13 protein-coding genes are annotated in these 14,542 nt (G+C 66.7%); 8 read left to right on the forward strand and 5 right to left on the reverse strand.

Features of this window, described 5'->3' with window-relative positions:
* From VHC04_RS04265 to VHC04_RS04280, 4 genes are all read right to left on the reverse strand, one after another.
* A partial coding sequence (locus VHC04_RS04265) for a xanthine dehydrogenase family protein molybdopterin-binding subunit (RefSeq protein WP_325678315.1) occupies positions 1-1,364 on the reverse strand: 1,364 nt, incomplete at its 3' end.
* The gene (locus tag VHC04_RS04270) at positions 1,361-1,849 is read right to left on the reverse strand and encodes a (2Fe-2S)-binding protein (protein ID WP_325678317.1); all 489 of its coding nucleotides are present in this window, start codon (positions 1,847-1,849) and stop codon (positions 1,361-1,363) included. The genes VHC04_RS04265 and VHC04_RS04270, both read right to left, overlap by 4 nt.
* 4 nt (positions 1,850-1,853) lie before the next feature.
* Positions 1,854-2,741, reverse strand: coding sequence for an FAD binding domain-containing protein (locus VHC04_RS04275; RefSeq protein WP_325678319.1), 888 nt, complete (start codon positions 2,739-2,741; stop codon positions 1,854-1,856).
* A 231-nt stretch (positions 2,742-2,972) separates the two neighbouring features.
* A complete protein-coding gene (locus tag VHC04_RS04280) occupies positions 2,973-3,389 on the reverse strand; it encodes a hypothetical protein (protein WP_325678321.1) in 417 nt (138 codons plus the stop codon).
* Between the two features lie 85 nt (positions 3,390-3,474).
* Here VHC04_RS04280 and VHC04_RS04285 point away from each other — a divergent pair, with 85 nt between their 5' ends.
* Complete coding sequence (locus tag VHC04_RS04285; protein ID WP_325678323.1) at positions 3,475-4,776, forward strand: HlyD family secretion protein; 1,302 nt, start codon at positions 3,475-3,477, stop codon at positions 4,774-4,776.
* 3 nt (positions 4,777-4,779) lie between these two features.
* The gene (locus VHC04_RS04290) at positions 4,780-6,372 is read left to right on the forward strand and encodes an MDR family MFS transporter (protein ID WP_325678325.1); all 1,593 of its coding nucleotides are present in this window, start codon (positions 4,780-4,782) and stop codon (positions 6,370-6,372) included.
* 50 nt (positions 6,373-6,422) lie between these two features.
* Here the strand turns inward: VHC04_RS04290 and VHC04_RS04295 are convergent, their stop codons facing one another.
* Complete coding sequence (locus VHC04_RS04295) at positions 6,423-7,028, reverse strand: hypothetical protein (RefSeq protein WP_325678327.1); 606 nt, start codon at positions 7,026-7,028, stop codon at positions 6,423-6,425.
* A gap of 322 nt (positions 7,029-7,350) precedes the next feature.
* Here VHC04_RS04295 and VHC04_RS04300 point away from each other — a divergent pair, with 322 nt between their 5' ends.
* The 6 genes from VHC04_RS04300 to VHC04_RS04325 all read left to right on the forward strand — a co-directional run bounded on the left by VHC04_RS04300 (position 7,351) and on the right by VHC04_RS04325 (position 14,523).
* Positions 7,351-8,703 carry an ABC transporter substrate-binding protein gene (locus VHC04_RS04300; RefSeq protein WP_325678329.1) on the forward strand — a complete coding sequence of 451 codons (1,353 nt, stop codon included), beginning with the start codon at positions 7,351-7,353 and terminating at the stop codon, positions 8,701-8,703.
* Positions 8,704-8,992: 289 nt separating this feature from the next.
* Positions 8,993-9,940, forward strand: a complete 948-nt coding sequence (locus VHC04_RS04305) for a carbohydrate ABC transporter permease (RefSeq protein WP_325678331.1) — start codon at positions 8,993-8,995, stop codon at positions 9,938-9,940.
* The gene (locus tag VHC04_RS04310) at positions 9,937-10,839 is read left to right on the forward strand and encodes a carbohydrate ABC transporter permease (protein WP_325678333.1); all 903 of its coding nucleotides are present in this window, start codon (positions 9,937-9,939) and stop codon (positions 10,837-10,839) included. The genes VHC04_RS04305 and VHC04_RS04310 overlap by 4 nt, the downstream gene beginning before the upstream one ends.
* A gap of 37 nt (positions 10,840-10,876) precedes the next feature.
* Positions 10,877-11,980 (forward strand): ABC transporter ATP-binding protein, encoded by a 1,104-nt coding sequence (locus VHC04_RS04315; RefSeq protein WP_325678335.1) that lies wholly within the window; start codon positions 10,877-10,879, stop codon positions 11,978-11,980.
* A gap of 224 nt (positions 11,981-12,204) precedes the next feature.
* Entirely contained in the window at positions 12,205-13,308 is a 1,104-nt protein-coding gene (locus VHC04_RS04320) for a malate/lactate/ureidoglycolate dehydrogenase (protein ID WP_325678337.1), read from the forward strand.
* Between the two features lie 165 nt (positions 13,309-13,473).
* Positions 13,474-14,523 (forward strand): CobW family GTP-binding protein, encoded by a 1,050-nt coding sequence (locus VHC04_RS04325; protein WP_325678339.1) that lies wholly within the window; start codon positions 13,474-13,476, stop codon positions 14,521-14,523.
* Positions 14,524-14,542: the final 19 nt, after the last annotated feature.

Consider the following 14,542-nt stretch of genomic DNA (forward strand, 5'->3'; position numbering starts at 1 on the left):
CAGAAGCCAGCCGCAACACCGCGGCCCTGGCCGGGCTTCAGCGGCGTCTTGTAATGCGGGTGTTCCCTCGCCGCCTTCAGCGTGGCGAGGAAGCCGATGTTCTGGTGCGTCGGGCCGTAATGCGTCTTGGTGCCGTCGCGCGCACCATTCTGCTCCCGCAGCTCGATCGGGTCTTTGCCCAGCTTGCGGGCCAGGTCGTCCATCGCACTCTCCACCGCGAAGGAGGAGATCGGTGCCCCCGGTGCACGATAGGCAGCGACCTTCGGCCGGTTGGACACGACATCATAGCCGACCACGTCGATGTTCGGGATGTCGTACATCGCGAAGCCGCACATGCAGCCGGGGCCGATCGGCGAGCCGGGGAAGGCGCCGGCCTGATACTTCAGTATCTCCTGCGCGGCGACGATGGTGCCGTCCTTCTTGGCGCCGATCTTTACTTCGATCGTGGCGCCGGAAGTCGGGCCGGAGGCGCGGAACACTTCCTCCCGCGTCATCTGCATCTTCACCGGGCGGCCGGCCTTCTTCGACAGCGCGATCGCCACCGGCTCCAGATACACCAGCGTCTTGCCGCCGAAGCCGCCACCAATCTCCATCGCCACGGCGCGGATATTGGACAGCTCCAGGCCGAGCAGCTTGGCGCAGTAGGCGCGCACCATGAAGTGGCCCTGGCTGCTGCTCCAGATATTCACCTGGCCATCGGCGTTGTAGCTGCAAACGCAGGCATGCGGCTCGATATAGGCCTGGTGCACCGGCTTGGTGGTGTAGCGGCCCTCGACGATGACGTCGGCTTCCTTGAAGCCGGCCTCGGCGTCGCCTTTCACGAAGGTCACGACCTTGGCGATGTTCGACGGCTTGGTCGGCTTCGGGTTCACGCCCTGGGTGAACATGTCCTCGTGCAGGATCGGCGCGTCGTCCCGCATCGCCTCATCGGCATCGATGACATGCGGCAGCACCTCATACTGCACGTCGATCAGCGCCAGCGCCTCATCGGCGACCGACTGGCTGACCGCCGCCACCGCCGCCACCGCGTGCCCCTCGTACAGGGCCTTGCCACGCGCCAGGACGTTCAGCGACAGGTCGCGGAAATTCATCGGCCCCTCGCCGACGAACGCCTCCTCCGACGGGATGTCCGGCAGGTCCTCGGCGGTCACCACCGCCTTCACGCCGGGCAGCGCCAGCGCCTTGCTGGCATCGATCTTCAGGATGCGGGCATGCGCGTGCGGCGAGCGCTTGATCTTGCCCCACAGCATGCCGCTGATGCGGGTGTCGGCCGCGAACACCGCGCGGCCGGTCACCTTGTCGACCCCATCCGGGCGGACCGGACGGGTGCCGACGACTTTCAGGCCCGAGTCGATGTAGTTCATGCTACGGTCTCTCCTCGCATTTCAGCCGCGGCGTCCATCACCGCCCGAATGATCTTGTCGTAGCCCGTGCAGCGGCACAGATTGCCGGCCAGCCAGTAACGCGCCTCGGTTTCCGTCGGGTTCGGGTTCTCGTCCAGCAATGCCTTCACCGCGACGATCAGCCCTGGGGTACAGAAGCCGCATTGCAAGGCCGCGTGTTCCAGGAACTTCTGCTGGATCGGGTGCAGCTTGTCGCCCTCGGCAATGCCTTCGATCGTGGTGATCGCCTTGCCCTCGGCCTCGACGCCCAGCATGAGGCAGGAGCAGACGAGCCGTCCGTCCACCATGATGGAGCAGGCGCCGCAGTCACCCGACGCGCAGCCTTCCTTGCTGCCGGTCAGCCCGACGACGTCGCGCAGCACGTCCAGCATCGTCTGCTGGGTCTCGCACAGATACTCAACGGCCTCACCGTTGATCGTGCAGGAAACGTAGTTCTTCTTGGCCATGGTTTCAGTGAGCCTTTCCAGAGGATTTGCCGCTGGCGCGATCGAAGGCGATCGCGGCGGTGCGGCGCGCGAGCACGCCGGCCACCTTGGTGCGGTACTCGACGGTGCCGCGCTTGTCGCTGATCGGCTTGGCGGCGGCCTGTGCGGCGGCGTCCAGCTTGGCCAGCGTGGCCTCGTCCAGCTTGTTGCCGATCAGCACCTTCGCCGCCTCCGGCACCAGGATCACCGTCGGCGACACCGCGCCCAGCGCGACCCGGGCGGCGGTGCAGACACCGTTGGCGTCGAGCGTGACGTTGACGCCGCAGCCGACCACCGCGATGTCCATTTCCGTGCGCGGAATGAACCGCAGATACGCGTCGCTCGACCGCGCGGGACGTGGCGGGAACCTGAATTCCAGGATGAACTCATCCTTCGCCAGCGAGGTGCGGCCGGGACCGGTCGGGATCTGTTCCACCGGCACTTCGCGCCTGCCCTTGGACCCGACGACCACGGCGATGGCGCCCGCGGCGAACATCGCCGGCACGCTGTCGGCCGCCGGAGAGGCGTTGCACAGGTTGCCGGCCAGGGAGCAGCGACCCTGCACCTGCGTCGAACCGATCAGGTCCAGCGCCTCCACCACGCCCGGCCAGGCGGCCTTCATGCCCGGATGGGCCTCGACCACCGCGCCCGGCGTCGCCGCGCCGATCACGAAGCCGCCATTCTCCTCCCGGATGCCGATCAGGCCCGGGATCTTCTTCGTGTCGACGATCAGGTCCGGCTTCACCCGCCCGGAGCGAAGCTGCACCAGGAGATCGGTTCCCCCGGACATCACCTTCGCCAGCCCGGACGCGCCGGCAAGAACCTTGACCGCCTCGTCCACCGAGGTGGGGGCGGCGTAACTGAGATTTGACATCATCGCTCCCGATTGCACGCGTTCTTACGCATCCCGCGCCGGAGGGGCGCGGGGATGGTCCCTGAACGTTAAGGGATTGTCGGCGAATGGTCGAGTGCGCCCGGCCGCCCGGCCCGCCAGGCCGCCGGTGATCGCGGCCGGCGCTGGCGGCGGCCCCGGCCTACCGCCGCCGCAGCCACAACAGCGGCGCAAGATAGCGGCGCGCACATGCCAGCACGCGCTCCAGCTCGGTCAGCCGAGCGGCGTGGTCAGCAAGGATCGCGTGTACCGCGTCCTAGCCAACAGCCGCCTCCCGCGCCGCCGCGACCCGCTCGGTCTCCCGCACCACCCCAGCGCGTGCGGCGGGATCGGCCACGGCATCGGAGCATCGCTGATATAGCCCGGCCATGCCCCGCCGGGACGGGTCGATTTCCGCACCAGGGCGATATTGGTTTCCACGATCAGCCGCTCGATCGCCAGATAGAACGGCGCGCCGATCGACAGCTCCTGCATCAGATGATCGATCAGCTGCTTGATCACGCCGACCATGCCGCACTGGCTGCCGCGGAATTCCCGCATCCCCGGCTGGGCATTGGTCCAATCGGGCGGCGTGAACGCGACGCCGTCGGGATATTCCGGCAGGAAGCCGGTGCCGGAATCCTCGATCACGTACCAGCCGCCCGGCGCCAGCCAGCGCGGGAACAGGTAGTGCAGCGACCGCTTGGTCAGGTAGCCGATATGCGAGGCGTCATCGATGAATCAGGTCTTCCTTGCCGCGATCCTACCGCGAACGCCGCGCGCCGCAGCCCCTGATCGGACCGCCCTCCTGGCCGGGCGGCACGGCGGCGCCATTGCATGGGCGGCGGAACTGCGGGATGTGATCCACGTCATGCCGCGCGACAGCATCGTTGGATCAGACGTCGAAACGCCGTCCCAGCACCCGGCGCCGCGCCGGCGCGGACCGGCACGCCGCCTCGCGGTGCTGGCGCTGGTCATCGTCCTGGCCGCCGCCGCCGGCCGCTTCGGCTACGACTACTGGCGCTTCGGCCGCTATGAGGTCTCCACCGACGACGCCTATGTGAAGGCCGACTACACCACGATCGCGCCCAAGGTCGCCGGCTATATCAGCCAGGTCCTGGTCGGCGACAATCAGCGGGTGACGGCCGGCGACGTGCTGGCGCGCATCGACGACCGCGATTTTCGCGCCGCGCTGGACCAGGCCAGAGCCGATGTCGCCGCCGCCCAGGCCGCGGTTGGCAACATCAACGCCCAGATCAACCTGCAGAAGGCCGAGATCGGCCAGGCCCGGGCCACGCTCGCCGCCACCAAGGCCAGCCTCGCCTTCGCCCAGGCCGACGCCGACCGCTACCAGAACCTGGTCAGGACCGGCGCCGGCACCATGCAGCGGGCACAGCAATCCAGGGCGCAGCTCGACGAACTCACCGCGCGGGTCCAGCGGGACGAATCGGCGGTCACCGCCGAGGAACGCAAGATCGACGTGCTGACGACCTCTCGTGCCCAGGCCGAGGCGCAGGTCGCCAGGGCCAGCGCGGTGCTGCGCCAGGCGGAGCTGAACCTGGGTTATACGGCGATCACCGCGCCGGTCGACGGCACGGTCGGCGCGCGCTCCGTGCGCGTCGGCCAGTACGTCACCACCGGCACGCAGCTGATGGCGGTGGTGCCGCTGAACGCCGCCTACGTGCTGGCGAACTACAAGGAAACCCAGCTCGCGCACGTGCATCCCGGCCAACCGGTGCGGATCACCGTGGACGGCCTGCCCGACCTGCTGATCACCGGCCATGTCGACAGCATCGCCCCCGCCAGCGGGCTGGAGTTCGCGCTGCTGCCGCCGGACAATGCCACCGGCAATTTCACCAAGATCGTGCAGCGGATTCCGGTGAAGATCGTGCTGGACGATTCTGCCCGCGGCGCCCGGCTGCGCGCCGGCATGTCGGTCATTCCGGTGATCGACACGCGGCCGGATGCCACCGCGCCTCCGGGTAATGTCCCGCCGGGCGAAGCGGCGCCGGCCTCCCCCGCCCCGGATCGCCGCTAGGCGATGGCCACCGCCGTCACCGCGGCCGCCACCCCCGACCGGGCCGGCACCATCCGCACCTGGGTCGCGGTAGGCGGCGCCACGCTGGGTGCCTTCATGGCGGTGCTGAACATCTTGATCGTGAACGCGTCCCTGGCCGACATCCAGGGCGCGATCGGCGCCGGCGCGGATGACGGCGCCTGGATTTCCACCGCCTATCTGGTGGCCGAGATCGTGGTGATTCCGTTGACCGGCTTCCTGGCCCAAGTGTTTTCCCTGCGCCGCTATCTGCTGACCAACGCGATCCTGTTCCTGGTGTTCTCTATCGCCTGCGCCTACGCGCAGAACCTGGGCCAGATGATCGTTCTGCGTGCGATCCAGGGCTTCTCCGGTGGCGTGCTGATCCCGCTGGCGTTCCTGATCATCATCACCTTCCTGCCGCGCCCGAAACAACCCGTGGGACTGGCGCTGTTTTCCCTGTCGGCGACCTTCGCCCCCGCCATCGGCCCGACCATCGGCGGCTACCTGACGGAGCTGTATAGCTGGAAGTCCATTTTCTATATCAATCTGGTCCCCGGCCTGCTGATGGTCGGCATGCTGTGGGCGACCCTGGACAAGGCGCCGATGCGGCTGTCGCTGCTGCGCCAGGGCGACTGGGCCGGTATCGCGACGATGGCGATCGGCCTTGGCACGCTGCAGACGGTGCTGGAGGAGGGCAACAAGGAAGACTGGTTCGGTTCCCCTTTCATCGTGAAGCTGTCGATCATCGCCGGGGTGTCGTTGGCCGCCTTCATCGTCATCGAGCTGATCGTCGCGCGCCCCCTGCTGAACCTCCGCCTGATCGCGCGCCGCAATTTCGGGTTCGGACTGATCGCCAACACCCTGCTCGGCATCTCATTGTATGGCTCCGCGTATATCCTGCCGCAGTACCTGGCGCGGGTGCAGGGCTACAACTCGTTGCAGATCGGCTGGGTGCTGGCCTGGATGGGCCTGCCGCAACTGCTCCTGATCCCGCTGGTGCCAAAGCTGATGCGCTGGATCGATGCGCGGCTGCTGGTCGCGGCCGGGCTGGGACTGTTCGCCGTCAGCAACTTCATGAACATCCATCTGACCGCGGATTCGGGCGCCGACCAGTTGCTGGTGCCGAACCTGGTGCGCGCGCTGGGCCAGGCACTGGCCTTCTCGCCGCTATCGGCTCTGGCCACCGCCGGCATCGAGGCGGCGCAGGCCGGCTCTGCCTCGGCGCTGTTCAACATGACCCGCAACCTGGGCGGCGCCTTCGGCATCGCCATGCTGCAGACCTTCCTGACGCAGCGGGAACAGTTTCATTCCAACATCCTGACCTACAACATCTCCCTGTTCGACCAGGAAACCCGCCAGCGCATCGAGACATTGACGGCGTATTTCATGAGCCATGGCGTCAGCGACGAGGCCGCTTCCGTGCGGCGCGCGGTGATCGCGATCGGTCGCGGCGTGCGTCAGCAGGCGCTGATCATGGGGTTCAGCGACACGTTCCTGGCGATGGGCGCGGCATTGGCGCTGGCGGCCCTGGCCGCGCTGATGCTGCGCACGCCGGCGCATCTGCGCGGCGCCCCGGCGGGCGGCGGCGGTCATTAGACCGGCTTCACCAGAGACCGCCGTCACCAGGCAGCCGCCATCCGCCGCGATCAGCCGCCCTGGCTGATGACGATCAACGTGTTTTCGTCCGGCTTCGCGCCGCCGCCATAGAGAGGCACCGGATCGTTCAGCTTGCCGCGCTGGCGCTGATGCGCGGCGGACCGGCGCTCATCGAGGGTGCGAACGCTCCCATCCAGCAATTCCGCAACCATCGGTGCGCTGACGATATATAACTGCTTGTAGCCGAAGTCGTTCTTTTCGGCCGGATCAAAAAACGTTACCGGCACAAGGTCCTCCTGCGGCTCTGTCGGATAGGTCTCGGACAGCCACTTTAAGGTATGGCTGAATGACGATTGCCCCGGCGCTCTGACTTGCGAAAGGATAATTTCTTTCCCGATCGCTTGGAAAGCGAAACCACATGACAGGGCATCCGCTTCGTCCGGCCAGTCTCCGCCCCGCCGCCCAACCGGTCGGCGCGCATCGGATGCCCCGGTTGCCGTGCGGCATGCGCCTGACGTCGATGCACGACACCAGGGCCTGGAAAGACGACGGATGCGCAGCCGGCTGGCGATGCTGTATTGGCGCGTGCCGCGGTGCGCCGATGCGGCCCCGTGCCGCCGGCGACCGGGATGGGGCCCCATCGCTTCCGCTTCCATCGAAAGTGCGTTGCCATGGCGAATGTGTGACGCTAGCGTGCGACAACTTAAGAAAAAGAAACTGGAACGCCCTGCGCGCGCCGATACTGTCAAGCGATGACTACCGTCATTGGCAGCACGCTTGGCCGGTCTGAGCGAGTCCGTTTTCCAGGACCGGTCCTGGTTGGATGTGCCCCGGTTGGGATGTCCCAATGGCTTCCGGGCAACGGTCTGGCCGACGGATGCGACGGTCGGCAGGTGCCCGGACTCTCCGCTGCGCCGGGCGGGCAGGGTGCCCGCCGGACAGGTCTATGCTCGAACATGGGAAGGATGCGACGTGGCTTTGACTAAGACGACTGAGACGGCTGGAACAACGCGGCGTAAGGTCTTGAAACTGGCCGCGGCAAGCGCAGCCCTGCCCCTGGTCCATATCCGCAGCGGACGCGCGGCCGGAAAGGTATCGATAGCATTCTGGGATCACTGGGTTCCCGCCGGCAATGACGTGATGAAGAAGCAGGTCGAGGCCTGGGGCGCCAAGAACCAGGTGGAGGTCCAGGCGGACTTCGTGACCTCGATCGGCAACAAGAACCTGTTGACCATCGCCGCCGAGGCACAGGCCAAAACCGGCCATGACGTCATGGCGTTCCCCACCTGGGAAGTCCTCAACAACGCCGAAAACCTGGAAGCGCTCGACGACGTGATGAAGACGCTAACCGGCCAGTACGGACCGGTGAACGGCGTCTGCAACTATTTGGCGAAAGTCAAGGGCAGCTGGCGTGCCGTGCCGACTTCCTCCGGCACGCAGTACAAGGGGCCGTGCGGGCGCATCAGCCTGCTGAAGCAGCATGCCGGTCTCGATATCCAGGCGATGTATCCGGCGAAACCCGAACACACCAAGGCGTCGGACGACTGGACCTGGGATGCCCATCTGAAGGCCGCCGAGGACCTGAAGAAGGCCGGCTTCCCGTTTGCCATCGGGCTGGGCACCACGTCGGATTCCGTCGACACCGCCGGCACGTTGTTCGCCGCCTTCGGCGCCGAGCTGGTGGACAAGGACGGCACGATCACGGTGAAGTCGGACAAGGTGCGGCAGGTGCTGGAATTCGGCCAGAAGCTGGTCAAGGCCCTGCCCGACGACGCCGTCAGCTTCGACGACGCATCGAACAACCGCGCGCTGATCGCGGGCAAGAGCGCGCTGATCTGGAACCCGCCCTCGGCCTGGGCGGTGGCCAAGCGCGATGCCCCGCAGATCGCCGAGGATTGCTGGTCCTTCCCCGCGCCCAAGGGCCCGGCCGGTCGGTTCGAGCCATATCTGCCGTTTTTCTGGGGCGTCTGGTCCTTCGCCAAGAACAAGAGCGCGGGCAAGGAGCTGATCATCGCGCTGATGCAGCGCGACCAGGTGCAGCAGCGCTGCGACGCGGTGGTCGGCTACGACGTGCCGCCCTTCGATTCCATGCTGGACTTCAAGGTGTGGCAGGAGGCCGGGCCGCCGGTCGGCACGGTATACAACTATCCGCTGCGGCCGTTCCACCAGACCAAGGCGCATATCGCCGCCCTGCCCGCGCCGCCCGATATCGCGGTGCAGATCTACAACCGCGGCACCATGCCGACGATGCTGGCGAAGCTGAAAAGCGGCCAGTCGATCGACCAGGTGATCGCCTGGGCGAATGATGAGCTGGAAGGCTTCACCCGATAGAGCGCGATCGCCCGACGCCAAGCGCGGACGGCGTGCATCGCGCTCTTGAGGCAAGACGTGGCGGGGCATGATGGAGTCATCCTGATTCTGTCATGTTTTCAAGGCGATACGGCCGAGCCGGCAACGACCGGCTCGGCGGAGCCCGATGACGGAGCGATCGGCGCGGCCCGCGACGGCCGCCGTGAATGGCGTCCTGACATCGGCGAAATTTTGAGGCATGATCGGGGCTCGGCATGCCTCCGCTCATGCCCCACGCGTCACGAAGAACGGATCACAGGGAGGGACTAGAGTGGCAGACGGAACCAGTGTACCGATCGGCGCGATCGCGCCAGCCGGTCAGGCGGCCAGGCGACGCAGCCTGCGAAGTATCGCGAGCCAGCGCTCGACGACGGCGTTTCTGCTGTGCCTGCCGCTGATCCTGCTGATCGCGGCGTTCGTCGTGTATCCGGCCTTCTACGCGATCTACCTCAGCATGCTGAACAAGAAGATGACCAGCTTCGTGGGGCTGAGCAACTTCGCGTTCCTGCTGAAGCGGAACACGTTCCAGCTCGTCATCTTCCAAAGCTGCCTGTTCGCCATCACGTCGGTGGTGCTGAAGGCGCTGATCGGCTTCATCCTGGCGCATCTGATGCACAACATCCCCGGCACCAACCAGCGCATCTGGCGCGGGCTGCTGCTGGTGCCGTGGGTCATTCCGCTGGCGCTCTCCACGCTGACCTGGTGGTGGATGTTCGACCCCTCCTATTCCGCCTTCAACTGGATCCTGAACCAGATGGGCTTCGCCAGCGTGCCCTGGCTGGGTGTCGGCTGGATCGCCCGGCTGTGCACCATCACGGTGAACGTGTGGTACGGCACGCCGTTCTTCATGATCATGTATCTCGCCGCACTGAAATCGGTGCCGGAACAGCTCTACGAGGCGGCGGCGATCGACGGCGCCGGCGCGATGCAGAAGCTGTTCTTCGTCACCCTGCCGATGATGCGCAACATCATCGCCATCACCGTGCTGTTCAGCCTGATCGTCACTTTCGCGGACTTCGACATTGTCCGCATCCTGACCGCCGGCGGACCGCAGGACATGACCCACGTGTTCGCCACCTACGCGTTCCAGGTCGGCATCCAGTCGGGCGACATCCCGCTGGGCGCCTCGGTCAGCCTGTTCATGTTCCCGATCCTGGCCGTCGCGGCGTTCTTCGTACTGCGCGGCGTCAACAAGCGCACGAAGGAGATCGCGGCATGAGCGCCACCACCATGAACGGGGCGGCATCGCGCGCCGCCTCCCGTCCGCCGAAGCACTCGCTGCACCGGCAACGGCTGTGGGCGCTGTGGGGCAGCTATATCGCCCTGGCCATCTTCGTGATCATGTTCCTGGTGCCGCCCTTTTACACGCTGATGACCAGCCTGAAGTCGTCGGCCGAGATCTCGGCGCAGAGCGGCAGCCCGTGGATCGTGCACCACCCGACGCTGGAGAATTTCTGGTACCTGATCACCTATCCGGCGTTTCAGACCTTCTACCTGAACTCGGTGATCGTCACCGTGCTGACCGTGGTCTTTTCCATGGTGATTTCGGTGATGGCGGCGTTCAGCCTGGCCCGCATGGGGTTCTGGGGCAGCCAGACGCTGTCCACCAGCGTGTTCCTGACCTACCTGATCCCGCCCTCGCTGCTGTTCATCCCGCTGTTCCAGATCGTCGGCGCCATCGGCATGATCAACAATGTCTGGTGCCTGGTACTGCTGTACCCGACCCTGGCGGTGCCGTTCTGCACCTGGATCATGATCGGCTATTTCAGCTCCATCCCCAAGGAGCTGGATGAGGCCGCGCTGATCGACGGTGCCGGCTACCTGCAGATCCTGACGAAGATCTTCATTCCGGTGGCGATGCCCGGCATCATCGCCGCGACGATCTTCGCCTTCACTGTCTCCTGGGGCGCCTTCCTGTATCCGCTGGCCTATCTCTACACGTCGAACCAGATGGTGCTGACCGTCGGGATCATTTCGGACCTGATCCGCGGCGACGTGTTCCAGTGGGGCAAGATCATGGCCGCGTGCCTGCTGGCATCACTGCCGCCGATCATCATCTACGCGTTCCTGATGGACTACTATGTGGCCGGCCTGACCGCCGGCGCGACCAAGGGCTGACCCCTTCCAACCGAGCAGACAAGGAAACAGGGAAACCATGGCTGAAGTATCCTGCCGGAAAGTCGTCAAGGAGTACGACGGCGGCGTCCAAGCGGTGAAGGGGATCGACCTGGAGATCGCCGATCATGAGTTCGTGGTGCTCGTCGGTCCCTCGGGCTGCGGCAAGTCCACCACGCTGCGCATGATCGCGGGGCTGGAGGAAATCACCGGCGGCGAGATCTGGATCGGCGGCAACGTCGTGAACGACGTGCCGCCGCGCGACCGCGACATCGCGATGGTGTTCCAGAACTACGCGCTGTATCCACATATGTCCGTGTTCGACAACATGGCGTTCGGCCTGAAGCTGCGGAAGTTCCCGAAGGACGAGATCAAGCGCCGGGTGGATGAGGCGGCACGCATTCTGGACATCGCCCCGCTGCTGGAACGCAAGCCGCGCGCCCTGTCGGGCGGCCAGCGCCAGCGTGTCGCGATGGGACGGGCCATCGTGCGCAACCCGAAAGTGTTCCTGTTCGATGAGCCGCTGTCGAACCTGGACGCCAAGCTGCGCGTACAGATGCGCACCGAGATCAAGAAGGTGCACCAGACGGTCCGCACCACCACGGTCTATGTGACGCACGACCAGGTGGAGGCCATGACCCTGGCCGACCGCGTGGTGGTGATGAACCACGGCGTGATCGAGCAGGTCGGTTCCCCGCAAGAGCTGTATCACAACCCCCGCACCCGTTTCGTCGCCGGCTTCATCGGCTCGCCGGCGATGAACTTCCTGCCGTGCCGGGTGCAGGACGGCAATGGCGGCGGCCTGGCGATCAAGGTGGCAGACCAGATCGTCCTGCCGGTGCCGCCGGACCGTGTGGACCGCTACGGCAAGTACAAGGGCAAGGAGATGGTGCTGGGCCTGCGGCCGGAGCACCTGTTCGAATACCACGAACAGAGCAAGCCCAACTGGGCCCGTGTCGATCTGCTGACCGACGTGGTGGAGCCGATGGGCATGGAAACCATGGTGCATTTCTTCGTCGACGGAGCCCCTGTCTGCGCCCGCGTCGATCCGTCGACCCACGCGGAACCCGGCGAATTGCTGCCGCTGACGGCGGACCTGAACCAGATGCACCTGATGGAGAAGGACAGCGGCGTCGTCGTGTAGACGTCGGCGCGCACGGCCGGAGACGCGGCCCGTTGACCCGCGTCGCGTCCCGGCTTGTCCGGGTCACCGCATCGTGACCCGCTGGCCCCCATCCCCGTGCCCACGCCCCACCCGCGCCTACGCCCCAGCTCGCGCCTACGCCCCAGCCCGCGATCGGCCTGGGACGGATGGGACCACGGCCCCTTGCCGCAGCACGATCTCGAAAAGGAACCCCGAGGACCTTCATGGCCGCAACCACCACCGTCCCCGTCCCCATTCTGCAAGGCTTCATCAGCGATATTTTCACCGCCGCGGGGTGCGAGCGCGCCGAGGGCGACCGCATCGCGCATCATCTGCTGTCCGCCAACCTGACCGGCCATGACAGCCACGGCGTCATCCGCACGCCGCGCTACATCCTGTGGTTGCAGGAAGGCAAGGTCCGCGCCGGCCAGGAGCTGACCGTGGTGCACGAGACCCCGACCCAGGCGATCCTGGACGGCAATTACGGCTTCGGCCAGACGATCGGTCCGCTGGCGGTCGATCATGGCATCGCCAAGGCCCGGTCCGCCGGCATGGCGGCGATCGGCCTGCGCAATGCCGGCCACATAGGCCGCATCGGCGATTGGGGTGAGCGGGCCGCCGCCGCCGGATTGATCTCCATCCACTTCGTCAACGTCCAGGCCGGTGAGCTGGTCGCGCCCTATGGCGGTGTCGATCGCCGTTTCTCCACCAACCCGATCTGCATCGGCGTGCCCACCGACAAGGGACCGATCATCCTGGATTTCGCCACCTCACTGGTCGCCGAAGGCAAGGTGCTGGTCGCCTCCAACGGCGGCAAGCCGGTACCGCACGGATCGCTGATCGGCCCGGATGGCACCCTCTCGGCCGATCCGCGCATGCTGTATGGCGAGATCGCCGGCACCCATGTCCGCAACTCCGCCAACGGTGAGGGGGCGCTGCGGGCGTTCGGGGAGCACAAGGGGTCGGGCCTCGCCTTCATGTGCGAGCTGCTGGCCGGCTGCCTGACCGGCGGCGGCACGTCCGGGCCGATCCCCGGCGGCAAGCGCGGACGTATCGCCAACGGCATGCTGTCGATCTATCTCTCGCCCGGCAGCTTCGGCAGCACCGGCTTTTCCCAGGCCGCGTTGGACTATGCCCGCTATGTGAAGGCGTCCCGCCCGGCCGAGGCGGGGGCCGAAGTGCTGATCCCCGGCGAACCGGAAAACCGCACACGGGAGGCGCGGCTGCGCGACGGCATCCCGCTGCAGCCCGACACCTGGGCGGCGATCTGCGCCACCGCAAGGGAACTGGGCCTGACACCGCCGGCGGTGCCGGCGCCGAACGGCTGATGGGAGGCGCATGTCGATAGCGGGCGACGGCACCCGCCGCGATCGCGGCGGGCAAATGTCGACGGCAAGCCGGCCGGTATCGGAAAAGCCGGAGGCTTCCAGCCGCCGCCATGGGCGCGGGCGCTGTCGCCGGGCTCGCATCCGGCGGCCTGCGGGACGGCCGTCATGACACATGCCGCGACGGGCGCCATGCAGGACCAGGCGAGGTCCATCCCCGTATCGCCCATTTCCGTATCGCCCATCTCTGTATCAATCGTCACCGGCTTCCTGGGCAGCGGCAAGACCACGCTGATCAGCCGCCTGCTGCGCGATCCCGCGCTCGCCGGCACCGCCGTCATCGTCAATGAGTTCGGGGAGATCGGGCTCGACCACGACCTGATCGCCAGCAGCGATGAGAGCCTGCTGGCGCTGACCACCGGCTGCCTGTGCTGCGCGGTGCAGACCGATCTTGCCCGCACCCTGCTGGACCTGCACACCCGGCGCGCCGCCGGGACCGCCGCTTATGACCGCGTGCTGATCGAGACCTCGGGCCTTGCCGAACCCGCCCCGATCCTGCACGCGCTGATGACCGACGCGGCGCTGGCCCAGACCCATGCGTTGACCTCGGTCATCACCGTCATCGACAGCGTCCACGGCCCGACCACTCTCCACGAGCACCCGGCCGCTCGGCACCAGCTCGCCGTGGCCGACTGGTTGTTGCTCAGCAAGACAGACGTCGCGGCGCCGGCCGCCGCGCTGATGGACACGATCCGGGCGCTGAACCCGGGCGCCGAGGTGCAGACCACCGCCGAGGCTGCGCCCGCCCTGTTCTTCCAGCCGCGGCCGGTCGACGCGCTGGCGGCCCGCCTGGCAGAGCTGCCGCCGATGCCGGCGGATCACACGGCGGGGATCCAGAATATCGTGCTGCAACGGGATGCGCCCCTGCCCGCCCTGGCCCTGACCCTGTTTCTGCAGGCATTGGCCGAACATGCCGGTGCCAGGCTGCTGCGGATGAAGGGTCTGATCGGCATCGCGGAAATGCCCGGTCGGCCCGCGGTGATCCATGGCGTCCGCCACGTCGTCTCGCCGCCCGATTTCCTCGACCGCTGGCCAGGCGAGGATACCGGCACCCGGATCGTCTTCATCTCCATGGGCATGCCCCGCTGGTTTCCGGCCCGCCTGCTGGACGCGATCGAGGCGGAAGTCCTTGACGAAACGGCGACCGGCGCCTCCTGATGCATGCGTACCCCGATCA

This window comes from Rhodopila sp. (assembly GCF_035548095.1).
GTDB lineage: Bacteria > Pseudomonadota > Alphaproteobacteria > Acetobacterales > Acetobacteraceae > Rhodopila.